Genomic DNA, 12505 nt, shown 5'->3' with positions numbered 1-12505 from the left:
CGCGGGAAATCTCGCCATGCGTCGTTGGAGGACTTGAAAAGGGAACGCCATTCCCTGCGTCCTCCGCCTCGCCTGGCGAGATTTCTCGCGGCAACGCGGCTTGCGCTGAAACGTCAACAGACCCTAGGCTTCGACCCTTTCCCGGAGGTGCTCGATGCCGCTTCGCTACATGCTCAAGCAATTCTTCATGCCGCCCGGCATTCTTCTGCTTCTGCTGGTGTTTGCCTGGTTCCTGCGGCGGCGCTTTCCGCGGCTGGCGGCAGGCTGTTTCGCGATTGGACTAGGTGGCCTGTGGTTGATGAGCCTGCCGGTGGCGGTGGAATGGATGGCGCGGCTGATCGAACGTGAGCCGGCACTGGCCCAGGAACAATGGGCCGAGTTGGCTCCGCGTGCCGATGTCATCATCGTCCTGGGCGGCGGGCGGGATTCCGCAGACCCGGCCTGGGGCGGTGACCAACCCAGTGCGATGGCGCTGGAACGTACCCGCTATGCGGCGCGTCTGGCCAAGGCTTCCGGCCTGCCGGTACTGACCACGGGCGGGCTGCATTTCGGTCGGCCGCCGAGTGAGGCGGCGCTGATGGCCGAGGTGATGAGCGAGGACATGGGTGTCGAGGTGCGCTGGCAGGAAGAACGCAGCCGCACCACCTGGGAAAACGCGGTGGAAACCGCTGCCATGTTGCAGCCTGAAGGCATTCGCCGCGTGGTGCTGGTGACCCAGGCCTGGCACATACCTCGCTCGCGCTGGAGTTTCGAGCAGGCCGGCTTCGAGGTGGTGGCGGCTCCGGTGGGCTTTATCGGTGTATCCAACGAGCGTCCGTTAGGCGGCTGGCTGCCGGAGGGCAAAGCCTTCTGGCAGAGCACCTTGCTGCTCAATGAAGTGATTGGCGCACTGGCCTATCCGCTGGCGTATGGGCGTTAAGCCGATATTGGCGCAGATAAGGCGTAAGCGGACGGTCGGTGACCCGCGTTGAACCATGGATCATGGCCTTCGGCCCCGGATTACGCCTGCGGCTAATCCAGGCTACGTTCGGGCCACGACCTGTAGGTTGGATTAGCCCGTAGGATGGGTGAAACCCATCGGAAATTGATGGGTTTCACCCATCCTACGACCTACAAGGGGGGAGTGGACGTAGGGTGGATGACGCTCTTTTCATCCACCATTGCGATTGCAGAGCGGTGGACGGATCGGGCCGCGTAGGTGAAGCGTCGTCCACCCTGCGAGCAGCCGCTAACGCCTTCTGGCCGCCGTTCAGCCGTTACGCCACGCCCTTGCGGCGTCGGGCCAAGGCCCAGCCCAGCAGCAGGGTGCACAGGATGATCAGCGGCCAGGAGCGCCACTGCAGGAACGGTGTAAGGTGCTGCATCGGCTGCACTTCCCCGTAGAGCGTGCCCTGTTCGAACTGCGGCAGGCGTTCGGTGATCTGGCCGAATGGGTCGATCAGCACGGTCACGCCGTTGTTGGTGGCACGGATCATCCAGCGGCCGGCTTCCAGGGCGCGCATCTGCGCCATCTGCAGGTGCTGCAGCGGGCCGATCGAGGTGCCGAACCAGGTGTCGTTGCTCACCGTCAACAGCAGGTCGCTCTGCGCGGCGAGATTGGCGGCGAATTCCGGGTAGACCACTTCGTAGCAGATGAAGGTGGCAATCCGGTGCCCCTTGGCCTCCAGCAGCGGCTGGTCGTGCTCGCCGCGAGCGAAGTCGGACATCGGCAGGTCGAAGAAGGCGATCAGGCCGCGCAACACTTCCTGCAGGGGCACGTACTCGCCGAAGGGCACCAGCCGTTGCTTGAGATAATCGCCGCTGCCCTGGCCGACCACGCTGACGCCATTGTAGTAACGCAGCTCGCCGCGTTCGTTGGGCTGACGAATCGGCACGCCGGTGATCAGTGCGCTCTGGCGGTCGCTGGCGAAGCGATCCATCACGCTGAGGTAGCCGCTGGCCTGTTCCTTGAGCACCGGCACCGCGGTTTCCGGCCAGATCAGCAAGTCCGTCGGTTTGCTGCTGAAACTCATGTCGCGGTACAGCGCCAGTTGCGCGTTGAGCTGCGCCGGATCCCACTTGAGGTTCTGTTCCACGTTACCCTGAATCGCGGCGACGCTCAGTGGCTCGCCAGCGGGTGCCGTCCAGGCATGGCCTTTGAGCAGCGCACCGGCAAGCCAGGGCGCGATCAGCACCGCGAGGGCTATGCCCCGTTGTGGCTTGTGTCGGTACAGGCGTGGCAGGTTGGCCAGCAGCGCGGCACTCAGCGCCAGGGAGAAAGACAGCAGCCAGACACCGCCCACGGGTGCCAGGCCGGCCAGCGGGCCGTCAAGCTGGCTGTAGCCGGCGTAGAGCCAGGGAAACCCGGTGAGGAACCAGCCACGAAACGCTTCCTGGGCGACCCATAGAGCGGCGAATGCCAGGGCGTCGCTTGCCGGAGCTGCATCACGACGTAGAAATAGCGTCCACAGCCAGGCCGTCAGTGCGAAGAACAGGCCGAGTCCGGCGACGAAACCCAGGGTCAGAAACGCAGCCAGGGGCGGCGAAGCGGCGCCGTAATCGTGAATGCTCACGTACACCCAACTGGTGCCAGAGGCGAACAGGCCGAAGCCGTACCACCAGCCGCGCCACGCTGCCTGGCGTGCTGTCAGGTCGCGCAGGCCGCGGTAGAGCAGGGCGATCGACAGCAGCGCCAGCGGCCAGATGCCGTACGGTGCCAGGGCCAGGGTGGTCAGCGCGCCTGCCAGGAGGGCGATCAGGTTGCCGGGCCAGCCGGGGCGGAACAGTCGATTCATCAGGATGCTCGCGAGAGAGGAGGAGGCAGGCGCCCCACCAACGGCAGGGCGCTACAGCACGTCAGCGGGCCAGTGGCGTCAGGCGCAGCAGGTGCACGCGGCGGCTGTCGGCGTTCAGCACGCGGAAACGGAACTCGCCGATCACCGTCACTTCGTTGCGCTTGGGCAGGTGGCCGAAGGCGCTCATCACCAGGCCGCCAACGGTGTCGAACTCGTCGTCGGAGAAGTCGGTGGTGAAGGCTTCGTTGAAGTGGTCGATGGGGGTCAGCGCCTTGACCAGGAAGTCGCCGCTGGGCAGCGGTTTGACGTAGCTGTCTTCCTCGACGTCGTGCTCGTCCTCGATGTCGCCGACGATCTGTTCGAGCACGTCTTCGATGGTCACCAGGCCGGCAACGCCGCCGTACTCGTCGATCACCACGGCCATGTGGTTGTGGTTGGCGCGGAACTCGCGCAGCAGCACGTTGAGGCGCTTGGACTCGGGCACGAAGGTGGCCGGGCGCAGCATGTCGCGGATGTTGAAGTCGGGTTGGTCGCCCAGCAGCAGCGGCAGCAGATCCTTGGCCAGGAGGATGCCGAGCACGTCATCGAGGGTCTCGCCGATCACTGGGTAGCGCGAGTGCGCCGCGTCGATGATCACCGGAAGGAATTCTTTCGGGGACTGGGTGGCCTTGATGGTGACCACCTGGGAGCGCGGCACCATGATGTCGCGAACCTGCAGGTCGGCGACCTGGATGGCGCCTTCGACGATGGCCAGGGCCTCGCTGTCGAGCAGTTTGTTCTGATGCGCATCGCGCAGGACTTCCAGCAGTTCCTGGCGGTTCTTCGGCTCATGAGCAAAAGCCTGGGTCAGCTTGTTCAGCCAGGACTTTTGCTCGTTGCTCGATCGGTCTTCGCTCATGGGGTTTTACTCGGGATCCTTGCTTCTATTCGTCGCCGGCATACGGGTCGGGATGACCCAGCTCGGCGAGCAATAATCGTTCCAGCGCTTCCATCTCCTCGGCTTCCTCATCATCGATGTGGTCGTAGCCGAGCAGGTGCAGGCAGCCGTGTATCACCAGATGCGCCCAGTGCGCCTCCAGTGTCTTGCCCTGTTCGATGGCTTCGCGCTCGACCACCGGTACGCAGATCACCAGGTCGCCAAGCAACGGGATATCCAGCAAATCATCAGGTACGTCAGCGGGAAAGGACAATACGTTGGTGGCGTAGTCCTTGTGTCGCCAGGTATGGTTGAGTTCGCGGCCTTCGGCCTCGTCGACCAGGCGGATGGTCAGTTCCGAGTCTGCCGTGCGCTGACGCAGGGCCAGCTCACACCAGGCTTGAAAGGCGCCTGTCGCAGGCAGGTGGTCGCCAGTGCTGGCGACCTGCAGATCCAGCTCGATCATTTGTCGGCCCTGGCACCCGGGTCGTTGTCCGCCGGCCGGCGGTCGGAGGGCTGACGTTCGGCATCGAAGCGCTCGTAGGCCTCGACGATCCGCTGCACCAGCGGGTGGCGCACCACGTCCTTGGGCTTGAAGTGGGTGAAGCTGATGCCCGGTACGCCCTTGAGCACCTCGATTACATGAGTCAGGCCGCTCTTGGTGCCGCGCGGCAGGTCGACCTGAGTGATGTCGCCAGTGATCACCGCGGTGGAGCCAAAACCGATCCGTGTCAGGAACATCTTCATCTGCTCCATCGTGGTGTTCTGGCTCTCGTCGAGAATGATGAAGCTGTTGTTCAGGGTGCGGCCGCGCATGTAGGCCAGCGGCGCGACCTCGATCACCTGCTTCTCGATCAGCTTGGCGACCTGCTCGAAACCGAGCATTTCGTAGAGTGCGTCGTACAGCGGGCGCAGGTAGGGGTCGATCTTCTGCGACAGGTCGCCGGGCAGGAAACCGAGCTTCTCGCCAGCCTCGACTGCCGGACGCACCAGCAGGATGCGACGGATCTGCTCGCGCTCCAGGGCATCGACGGCGCAGGCCACGGCCAGGTAGGTCTTGCCGGTACCGGCCGGGCCGATGCCGAAGTTGATGTCGTGGTCGAGGATCGCCTTGACATAGAGCTGCTGGTTGGCGCCTCGCGGACGGATCATGCCCTTGCGGGTGCGCAGGGCGATGTTGCTATGGGCGCTGGGGTTGTTCAGTTCCTCGATACCCGACTCCTGCAGGAACAGGTGCACCATATCCGGCGACAGCTCGGTGTTGTCGGCTTCGCGATACAGGCGGCGCAGCAGGTTTTCGGCAGAGGTGGTCTGTTCTGGCTCGCCGAGCAGTTCGAACTGGTTACCGCGGTTGCGGATCTCGATACCCAGGCGTGATTCGATCAGGCGCAGATGTTCGTCGAATTGCCCACTGAGGTTGGCGAAGCGCTTGGCTTCAAAGGGTTCGAGGGTGAAACGATGAGGTTCTATGGAAGTATTCAAAGTCGTATTTTGGCCGCCAGTCGGCTGAGTTGAAGGCAGAGAATAGCGCTAGCCGTCGCTGGGGGAAAGCACAGCCGATGACCGCGCTGCGCTTGCTCTGGAGTGACCCTCGCTTCGCGGAAGGTTCAGTGGCGTTCGATCAGGGTGCCGCGCAAGGAATGCGGCATCGCTTCATCGATGTGCACGTCGACGAACTGGCCGATCAGTCGTGGGTTGTCACACGGGAAGTTGACGTAGCGATTGTTCTCGGTGCGGCCCTGCAGCTTGCCCGGATCCTTTTTCGAGAAGTCGCTGACCAGGATGCGCTGCACGCTGCCAACCATGCGCCGGCTGTTTTCGAAGCCCTGCTGGTTGAGGCGGTTCTGCAGGATCTGCAGGCGCTGCTTCTTCACGTCGTCCGGGGTGTCGTCGACCAGGTCGGCCGCCGGGGTACCTGGGCGCGAGCTGTAGACGAAGGAGTAGGAGAAGTCGAAGCCGACGTCCTGCACCAGCTTCATGGTCTGCTCGAAGTCTTTCTCGGTTTCGCCGGGGAAGCCGATGATGAAGTCCGAACTGATGACGATGTCCGGCACTGCGGCCTTGAGCTTGCGGATGCGCGACTTGTATTCCAGTGCGGTGTGGTTGCGCTTCATCGCTGCGAGAATGCGGTCGGAGCCCGATTGCACCGGCAGATGGAGGAATTTCACCAGCTCCGGAATCTCGGCGTGGGCGCGGATCAGCGCATCGGAGAATTCCAGCGGGTGGCTGGTGGTGTAGCGGATACGGTCGATGCCATCGATGGCGGCCACCAGGTACAGCAGCTCGGCGAAATCGGCGATGCCGCCTTCACGGGTCGTACCGCGATAGCCGTTGACGTTCTGGCCAAGCAGGGTCACTTCACGCACGCCGTTTTCGGCCAGGTGGATGATCTCGCCCAGCACGTCGTCCAGCGGTCGGCTGACTTCTTCGCCGCGGGTGTAGGGCACCACGCAGAAGGTGCAGTACTTGCTGCAGCCTTCCATCACCGAGACGAAGGCGCTGGGGCCGTCGACCCGTGGCTCGGGCAGGCGGTCGAACTTCTCGATCTCGGGGAAGGAGATATCCACCTGGGCGATCTTGGTGCTGCGTGCGGCGTCGATCATCTCCGGCAGACGATGCAGGGTCTGCGGGCCGAACACCACGTCGACGTACGGGGCGCGGTCGCGAATTGCCGCGCCTTCCTGGCTGGCCACGCAGCCGCCGACACCGATCACCAGATCCGGGTTCTCCAGCTTCAGCTCACGCCAGCGGCCGAGTTGGGAGAATACTTTGTCCTGGGCTTTTTCGCGGATCGAGCAGGTATTGAGCAGGATGACGTCGGCGTCTTCCGGGCGATCGGTCACCTCCAGGGCCTGATGCTCGCCCAGCAGGTCGACCATGCGCGAGCTGTCGTACTCGTTCATCTGGCAACCGTGGGTTTCGATATAGAGCTTCTTGGTCATGGCACTGCCTGGAATGATTGAAAAGTAGCGGAAGAAATTTTTAACGTCGCGTCAGCGACGGCCCGAAGGATGGCCGCTGATGGCTGGCCATAAAAATGACCGCGTATTATAGGGGGCTTGGCCGACCGAGGCCACAAGCTATGGACGGAGGGGCGACGCCGTAGCGGATAGCCGTGCTAAGATTCGCCCCCTTTTGTTATCTGCCAGCCAATCGTTACCCATGAGCAAGCGTGAACCGATCTACAAGGTGATTTTCCTCAACCAGGGCCAGGTGTACGAGATGTACGCCAAACAGATTTTCCAGAGCGATCTGTGGGGCTTTCTGGAAATAGAGGAATTCGTCTTTGGCGAACGCACCCAGGTCGTCGTCGACCCCAGCGAGGAAAAGCTCAAGGCTCAGTTCGATGGCGTGGTGCGCAGCTTCGTCCCCATGCATTCGATCGTGCGCATCGACGAGGTCGAGCGCCTGGGCACGCCGAAGATCAGCGAGGCCAAGGGCGGTGGCAACATCATGCCGTTCCCCATGCCGATGCCGGACAAGTGAGCGGCAAGCCTCAAGCTGCAAACTGAGCGCTGTTGCCAAGGGCTAAAGTGATCACCTTGCTGGATGGTTGTAGAGCCTGTAGAAGAATCACGGATGCTTTGCCTTGAAGCTTCTATTTCAGCGGTGCGAAGGGGGAGAGGCCGTCGGCGGCCTGCAGTTCCTGCAGGTAGTTGCGGAAGATCTGCCCCAGCACCTGGGTGGCCACTTCCAGCTCCGCTCTTGGCATTTGCAGTGACACTTCGTCAGCGCTGTCCATGGCCTCGTCCGAACCATTGACCGCTGCCATCTTCAGCACGATATAGGCCTGCACGTTATTGGCGGCCACACCCTCGCCACGAAAGAACATCATGCCCAGGTGATATTGCGCTTGCGGGTGGCCCTGCAGCGATGCGCGCTCGAACCAGCTCAGTGCCTGAGGGAGATCGCGTTCGGTGGTTCTACCTTCGTAATAGAACTCGCCAAGCTCGTACTGCGCCTGGGAATTGCCGCCTTCGGCGCTTTGCTGGCAGGCCTGCAATGCATCGGGCAGGTCTTCAGGGGCGACGTTCAGCGAGCAACTGCCGGTCGCCGGGATCAGCAATGAGTTTCCGTCCGCCAGTGCAAGCAAGGGCAGCAGGAGCAACAGGCAGCCCAGAGACAGGGTGCGGCCGGTGCGCTTCATGAAGATCCGAATACCTCGAGGTGCTGACAGGGTGGATTCCTGGCGAAACAAATGCGTCCGCCATCACATTATGAAATAAGCCGCACCGTTCTTACAAAGTGTTTACCGGCTTTTCTGCCCCATTGTGGCGCGGCCGCATCGCTGCTACCTGCAAATTACGCCCGATAGGGCTCAAATAGGCAGCCGACACACCCTATAGACGATCAATCGCGGTACTACAGGTTCCACCATTATGCGCGGCAATAAGCGTCTGCCGCGCATAACTGGCCGATTCTTACGCCTGCTTGAGGATGGCGAAAGCGCGCTCGGCGGCGTCCAGGGTCAGCTTCAGCTCGGCCTCGCCATGGGCGATGGAGGTGAAACCTGCCTCGAACGCACTCGGCGCCAGGTACACGCCGCCTTCCAGCATCAGGTGGAAGAAGCGCTTGAAGCGCTCGGCATCGCTGGCCATCACATCGTCGAAGGTAACGATGTCGTCGGCGCCGCTGAAATACAGCCCGAACATGCCACCCGCCTGGGTGGTGACGAACGGGATGCCGGCAGCATCGGCGCGCTCTTGCAGCCCCTGCAGCAGCTTGCTGGTGTAGTCGCTCAGTTCGGCATGGAAGCCCGGGTGGCTGATCAGCTTCAGGGTGGTCAGGCCGGCCGCCATGGCCAGCGGGTTACCGGACAGCGTACCGGCCTGGTAGACCGGACCGAGCGGAGCGATACATTCCATGATCGCGCGCTTGCCGCCAAAGCAGCCGACCGGCATGCCGCCACCGATGATCTTGCCGAAGGTCGACAGATCCGGCGTCACGCCGTAGTGCGCCTGGGCGCCGCCGAGGGAAACGCGGAAACCGGTCATCACTTCGTCGAAGATCAGCACCACGCCGTGCTGGTCGCAGAGGTTGCGCAGGCCTTCGAGGAAGCCAGTTGCTGGCGGTACGCAGTTCATGTTGCCGGCGACCGGCTCGACGATGATGCAGGCGACCTCGCTGCCGACCTTGCCGAGCATCTCGGCGACTGCGTTGATATCGTTGAACGGCAGGGTCAGGGTGTGTTTGGCGAAGGCCGCCGGCACGCCTGCGGAGTTCGGCACGCCCTGGGTCAGGGCGCCGGAACCGGCCTTGACCAGCAGGCTGTCGGAATGACCGTGGTAGCAGCCTTCGAATTTGATGATGCTGTCGCGGCCGGTGTAGCCACGGGCCAGGCGGATGGCGCTCATGGTCGCCTCGGTGCCGGAGCTGACCATGCGCACCATTTCCATGGATGGCACCAGCGCGCAGACCAGATCGGCCATCTCGGTTTCCATGACGGTCGGGGCGCCGTAGGACAGGCCGTGGTCGAGCTGGCGGCGTACTGCGTCGATCACCTCGGGGTGGCTGTGGCCGAGGATCATCGGGCCCCAGGAACCGACATAGTCGACATAGCGCTTGTCGTCCTCGTCCGTCACGTAGGCGCCGATGGCGTGCTTGAAGAACAGCGGCGTGCCGCCCACGCTCTTGAAGGCGCGCACCGGCGAGTTGACGCCGCCAGGAATGTGTTTCTGGGCGTTGGCGAAGAGGATTTCGGAGCGGGACATGATGGGCTCTCTCTTAAAAATTAAATCAGACCTATTCGAACAGAGCGCTGAAGGCGCGAGCACGGCGTTCGACTTCGGCAGCGGAATCGGCGGCGAACAGGGCGTGGATCACGGCGATCATGCTGGCGCCTGTTTCGATCAAGGGTGCGGCGTTGTGCAGGTCGATGCCACCGATGGCGACGATCGGCAACTGCACGCGTGCTTTGGCGGTCGCCAGCAGCTCGGACGTGGCCGCTGGCGCGCCGGGTTTGGTATGGGAATTGAAGAAACGACCGAAGGCCACGTAGCTGGCACCTTCCCGGGCGGCCTGTTCGGCCAGCTCCAGGCGTGCGTGGCAGGTGCCGCCGATGATCGCCTTGCGCCCTAGCAGGGTGCGGGCCACGGCCAGCGAGCCATCTTCCTGGCCCAGGTGCAGGCCGACGCCCAGGCGTGCGGCGAGTTCGGCGTCGTCGTTGATGATCAACGCAGCGCCATAGCGTTCGCACAGGCTGCGCAACGCTTCGGCTTCGCGCAGACGACGAGCCTCATCGGTGGATTTGTCGCGGTATTGCAGCAGGCGCGCGCCACCGGCGAGGGCCGCTTCGACATAAGGCAGCAGTTTGCCGTCGGCGAGTAACTGGCTATCGGTGATGGCGTACAGGCCACGCAGTTTCATCGGACTTCCCTCAGGCGAAATCGAGGGGCAGGCGACGCGGTACGAACTGACCGCGACCCGGTTGTTCGGCATCGCGCAGGGTGCGCCAAGTGTAGTCCAGCGCGGTTTGTACCGCGCTGATCAGATCCTGTCCCAGGGCTATACGGCCGGCGAGGGTGCTGGCCAGGGTGCAGCCGGAGCCGTGATAGCTGCCGGGTAGCCGCGGGCAGGTAAAGGTGTGCTGGCTGCCATCGCGCAGGTACAGGCGGTTATGCACGACATCGCTTTCGTCGCCATGGCCGCCGGTGATCAGCAGGTGACGGATATGCGGCAGCAGCTTGTCCGCGCATTCATCCGGCGTGCCGTCTGGCAGTTCGGCGAGGATGCGCGCTTCCGGCAGGTTGGGCGTGGCGATGGTGGAAGCGCCGAACAGACGCTCGCGCATGGCGAAACCGACTTCGTCCTTGCCCAGGGTACCGCCACCGCCAGCACGCAGCACCGGGTCGCAGACCAGCGGCACGCCCGGCAGCTTGTCCATGATCATCAGAACCGTCTCGACCATTTCCACCGAACCGAGCATGCCCAGCTTGACCGCGGCCACCGGCATATCGGCGATCACCGCGTGGGCCTGGGCGAGTACCCAGTCGCGGTCGAGCACACGGAAGTCGCTGACGTCGACTGTGTCCTGCACAGTCAGCGCGGTGACTGTCGGGGCAGCGTGGCAACCCTGGGCCAGCAGTGCTTCGATATCGGCCTGCAGGCCGGCGCCACCGCTTGGGTCGTGGCCGGACAGGCACAGTACCACCGGGCGAGAAGGGGCGAGGCGGGCGGTGCTGCGCTCGTAATCAGGGAGGCCGAAATCGATCATCTGTGTCACGGGTTCCGGTTTACCAGGTCGTTGAAAAACGTAGGCGAGGCAGCCGATGCGAGGCAAAAGCAGGCGAAAAAGCGGAGTTTACAGCTGTAAATGAGCATTTTGAGCCTGGTTTTAACGAAGCAACGGCTACGTAGGTAGTTTTTCAACGGCCTGTTAGGGTACGGCGGCAACCGCAGTACCTGATTGATCGGGGCTCGCATCAGCGGGTGGCCGGCGGCATTTTCGTGGGGCGCGAGCTTAACATTTAATGCGCCACCATGAGCCTTGGATGACAGGTGTGAATGCCGCATATGGTTTCCGCCATTCGGCATCGCGGTTCGCTTTTCCGCTGCTGCCCATGCATCATTCAGCGCCCAGTCCGTCGCTGTTGCCGAACCATGAATCTGCGTTTCTATTTGATTGCCATGACCGCCCTGGCCGTGGTCACCGACAACCTGATCATTCCTTTCTACCCGCAGTATTTCGCCGAGCGTTTCGACAACCCGCCGCCCGAGCATGTCGGTCTTTATCTCGCGGCGATCAGCCTGACGGTGATGGCCGTCTTTCCTGTGTGGGCGCGGCTGGCCAAGCGTGTGCATCCGGTGCGCATCCTGATCGGCGCGCAGTTCATGGCCGGTGCCCTGACCGCGGCGCTGACCTTTATCGATTCGCTGCCGCTGTTCTGGGTGGTGTCGCTGGTGATGATCGTATTCAAGGGCAGCTACCTGCTCATGTATCCCTACGTGATGAGCCTGCAGCAACAGGACAGCCATACCCAGACCATCGGTACGCTGTCGGTGGTGGTGCATTTCGGCGCGATTCTCGGCGCAGCGGCGGGCGGACTGGTGTTGCAGGTGCTGGCCATCGGTGATGTGTTTCTGATCATGGCGGCGGGCGACTTCATCCAGATGGCCATCTGCATGCATCTGATCCGCGGTCATCTGCCGCGCAGTGGCGAGCCCGCCGAGGCAGCGACGGAGGGAGAGACTGTCGCTGCCACCGGTACACGCAGCCTGTTGGCGATCTATCGGCTTTGTGTGGTGATGCTGCTGTTCTATTTCGTCGCCTACGTCACCCGGCCGTTCTTCGCCGTGTACTGGCAGCAGGTGGCGAGCTGGAACAGCGAACTGATGGCCGGCTTCGTCTATTCCCTGCCGGGCGCCGTGGCGGTATTCGCGCTGTGGTGGAGCAGGCGCTCGGCGGCCAAGGGGGCGACCCGTGATGGCATCTTCGCCGGCCTGCTGCTGGGCGCCGCGGCGACCTTCATCCAGGGCTTCGATAACCAGTGGTTGATTCTGCTTGGGCGGGTGTTGTTCGGCTGGGCGCTGTATCAGGTCACGGTGCGCCTGGATGCCCTGTTGTTCGAATTGAGTACGCCAGAGAACTACGGCGTGGACTTCAGCAAGATCAATATCTTCCAGTGCCTGGGCACCATGGGGGCTTCCTATGGCGCTGGTCTGCTGGTCAGCCACTACGGCCAGCACATGCCGTTCTGGGTCGGTGCGGTGGGTCTGGTGATCACCGCGGCAGTCTTCCCGCTGCTGATTCGCAAACCGTCGGAAATCGCCGTTGCGCGCGAATGATAATTTGATGCGTTCGCAAATGCCGTGGTTA

General features: G+C 62.9%; 12 protein-coding genes. 3 read left to right on the top strand and 9 right to left on the bottom strand.

The window, feature by feature from the left end:
- Nucleotides 1-154 precede the first annotated feature (154 nt).
- Nucleotides 155-919 carry a YdcF family protein gene (locus DNK06_RS15475; RefSeq protein ID WP_131180881.1) on the top strand — a complete coding sequence of 255 codons (765 nt, stop codon included), beginning with the start codon at nt 155-157 and terminating at the stop codon, nt 917-919.
- A 337-nt stretch (nt 920-1256) separates the two neighbouring features.
- Here the strand turns inward: DNK06_RS15475 and lnt are convergent, their stop codons facing one another.
- The 5 genes from lnt to miaB all read right to left on the bottom strand — a co-directional run bounded on the left by lnt (nt 1257) and on the right by miaB (nt 6632).
- Entirely contained in the window at nt 1257-2774 is a 1518-nt protein-coding gene (lnt, locus tag DNK06_RS15470) for an apolipoprotein N-acyltransferase (protein ID WP_207389929.1), read from the bottom strand.
- Nucleotides 2775-2835: 61 nt separating this feature from the next.
- Nucleotides 2836-3672 carry an HlyC/CorC family transporter gene (locus tag DNK06_RS15465; protein ID WP_131180879.1) on the bottom strand — a complete coding sequence of 279 codons (837 nt, stop codon included), beginning with the start codon at nt 3670-3672 and terminating at the stop codon, nt 2836-2838.
- Between the two features lie 25 nt (nt 3673-3697).
- Nucleotides 3698-4156 carry an rRNA maturation RNase YbeY gene (ybeY, locus tag DNK06_RS15460; protein WP_131180878.1) on the bottom strand — a complete coding sequence of 153 codons (459 nt, stop codon included), beginning with the start codon at nt 4154-4156 and terminating at the stop codon, nt 3698-3700.
- Nucleotides 4153-5172, bottom strand: coding sequence for a PhoH family protein (locus DNK06_RS15455; protein ID WP_131180877.1), 1020 nt, complete (start codon nt 5170-5172; stop codon nt 4153-4155). The genes ybeY and DNK06_RS15455 overlap by 4 nt, the downstream gene beginning before the upstream one ends.
- Nucleotides 5173-5297: 125 nt before the next feature.
- On the bottom strand, nt 5298-6632 hold the full coding sequence (gene miaB, locus DNK06_RS15450; RefSeq protein ID WP_131180876.1) for a tRNA (N6-isopentenyl adenosine(37)-C2)-methylthiotransferase MiaB: 1335 nt from the start codon (nt 6630-6632) through the stop codon (nt 5298-5300).
- Between the two features lie 220 nt (nt 6633-6852).
- On the opposite strand from miaB, the gene DNK06_RS15445 reads away from it, so the two are divergent.
- Nucleotides 6853-7176, top strand: coding sequence for a DUF1820 family protein (locus DNK06_RS15445; RefSeq protein WP_070882209.1), 324 nt, complete (start codon nt 6853-6855; stop codon nt 7174-7176).
- Between the two features lie 112 nt (nt 7177-7288).
- Here DNK06_RS15445 and DNK06_RS15440 read toward each other — a convergent pair whose 3' ends face one another.
- The 4 genes from DNK06_RS15440 to DNK06_RS15425 all read right to left on the bottom strand — a co-directional run bounded on the left by DNK06_RS15440 (nt 7289) and on the right by DNK06_RS15425 (nt 10903).
- The gene (locus DNK06_RS15440; protein WP_131180875.1) at nt 7289-7837 is read right to left on the bottom strand and encodes a tetratricopeptide repeat protein; all 549 of its coding nucleotides are present in this window, start codon (nt 7835-7837) and stop codon (nt 7289-7291) included.
- A 274-nt stretch (nt 7838-8111) separates the two neighbouring features.
- Entirely contained in the window at nt 8112-9401 is a 1290-nt protein-coding gene (hemL, locus tag DNK06_RS15435) for a glutamate-1-semialdehyde 2,1-aminomutase (protein ID WP_131180874.1), read from the bottom strand.
- Nucleotides 9402-9432: 31 nt separating this feature from the next.
- Complete coding sequence (thiE, locus tag DNK06_RS15430) at nt 9433-10056, bottom strand: thiamine phosphate synthase (RefSeq protein WP_131180873.1); 624 nt, start codon at nt 10054-10056, stop codon at nt 9433-9435.
- Nucleotides 10057-10066: 10 nt separating this feature from the next.
- Nucleotides 10067-10903, bottom strand: coding sequence for a hydroxymethylpyrimidine/phosphomethylpyrimidine kinase (locus tag DNK06_RS15425; protein ID WP_131180872.1), 837 nt, complete (start codon nt 10901-10903; stop codon nt 10067-10069).
- Nucleotides 10904-11289: 386 nt separating this feature from the next.
- Here DNK06_RS15425 and DNK06_RS15420 point away from each other — a divergent pair, with 386 nt between their 5' ends.
- Nucleotides 11290-12474 (top strand): MFS transporter, encoded by a 1185-nt coding sequence (locus tag DNK06_RS15420; protein ID WP_131180871.1) that lies wholly within the window; start codon nt 11290-11292, stop codon nt 12472-12474.
- Nucleotides 12475-12505: the final 31 nt, after the last annotated feature.

This window comes from Phytopseudomonas daroniae (genome assembly GCF_004327285.1).
GTDB lineage: Bacteria > Pseudomonadota > Gammaproteobacteria > Pseudomonadales > Pseudomonadaceae > Aquipseudomonas > Aquipseudomonas daroniae.
Note: the sequence above shows the minus strand (reverse complement) of the source record. Positions and strands in the feature narration are given on the sequence as shown.

Bases quoted from the DNA above. Each gene is read 5' to 3' on its own strand.
- ybeY (WP_131180878.1), bottom strand. From the start codon at position 4,156: ATGATCGAGCTGGATCTGCAGGTCGCCAGCACTGGCGACCACCTGCCT.
- DNK06_RS15440 (WP_131180875.1), bottom strand. From the start codon at position 7,837: ATGAAGCGCACCGGCCGCACCCTGTCTCTGGGCTGCCTGTTGCTCCTG.
- DNK06_RS15445 (WP_070882209.1), top strand. From the start codon at position 6,853: ATGAGCAAGCGTGAACCGATCTACAAGGTGATTTTCCTCAACCAGGGC.
- DNK06_RS15475 (WP_131180881.1), top strand. From the start codon at position 155: ATGCCGCTTCGCTACATGCTCAAGCAATTCTTCATGCCGCCCGGCATT.
- miaB (WP_131180876.1), bottom strand. From the start codon at position 6,632: ATGACCAAGAAGCTCTATATCGAAACCCACGGTTGCCAGATGAACGAG.
- DNK06_RS15465 (WP_131180879.1), bottom strand. From the start codon at position 3,672: ATGAGCGAAGACCGATCGAGCAACGAGCAAAAGTCCTGGCTGAACAAG.
- hemL (WP_131180874.1), bottom strand. From the start codon at position 9,401: ATGTCCCGCTCCGAAATCCTCTTCGCCAACGCCCAGAAACACATTCCT.
- DNK06_RS15425 (WP_131180872.1), bottom strand. From the start codon at position 10,903: ATGATCGATTTCGGCCTCCCTGATTACGAGCGCAGCACCGCCCGCCTC.
- DNK06_RS15420 (WP_131180871.1), top strand. From the start codon at position 11,290: ATGAATCTGCGTTTCTATTTGATTGCCATGACCGCCCTGGCCGTGGTC.
- lnt (WP_207389929.1), bottom strand. From the start codon at position 2,774: ATGAATCGACTGTTCCGCCCCGGCTGGCCCGGCAACCTGATCGCCCTC.
- thiE (WP_131180873.1), bottom strand. From the start codon at position 10,056: ATGAAACTGCGTGGCCTGTACGCCATCACCGATAGCCAGTTACTCGCC.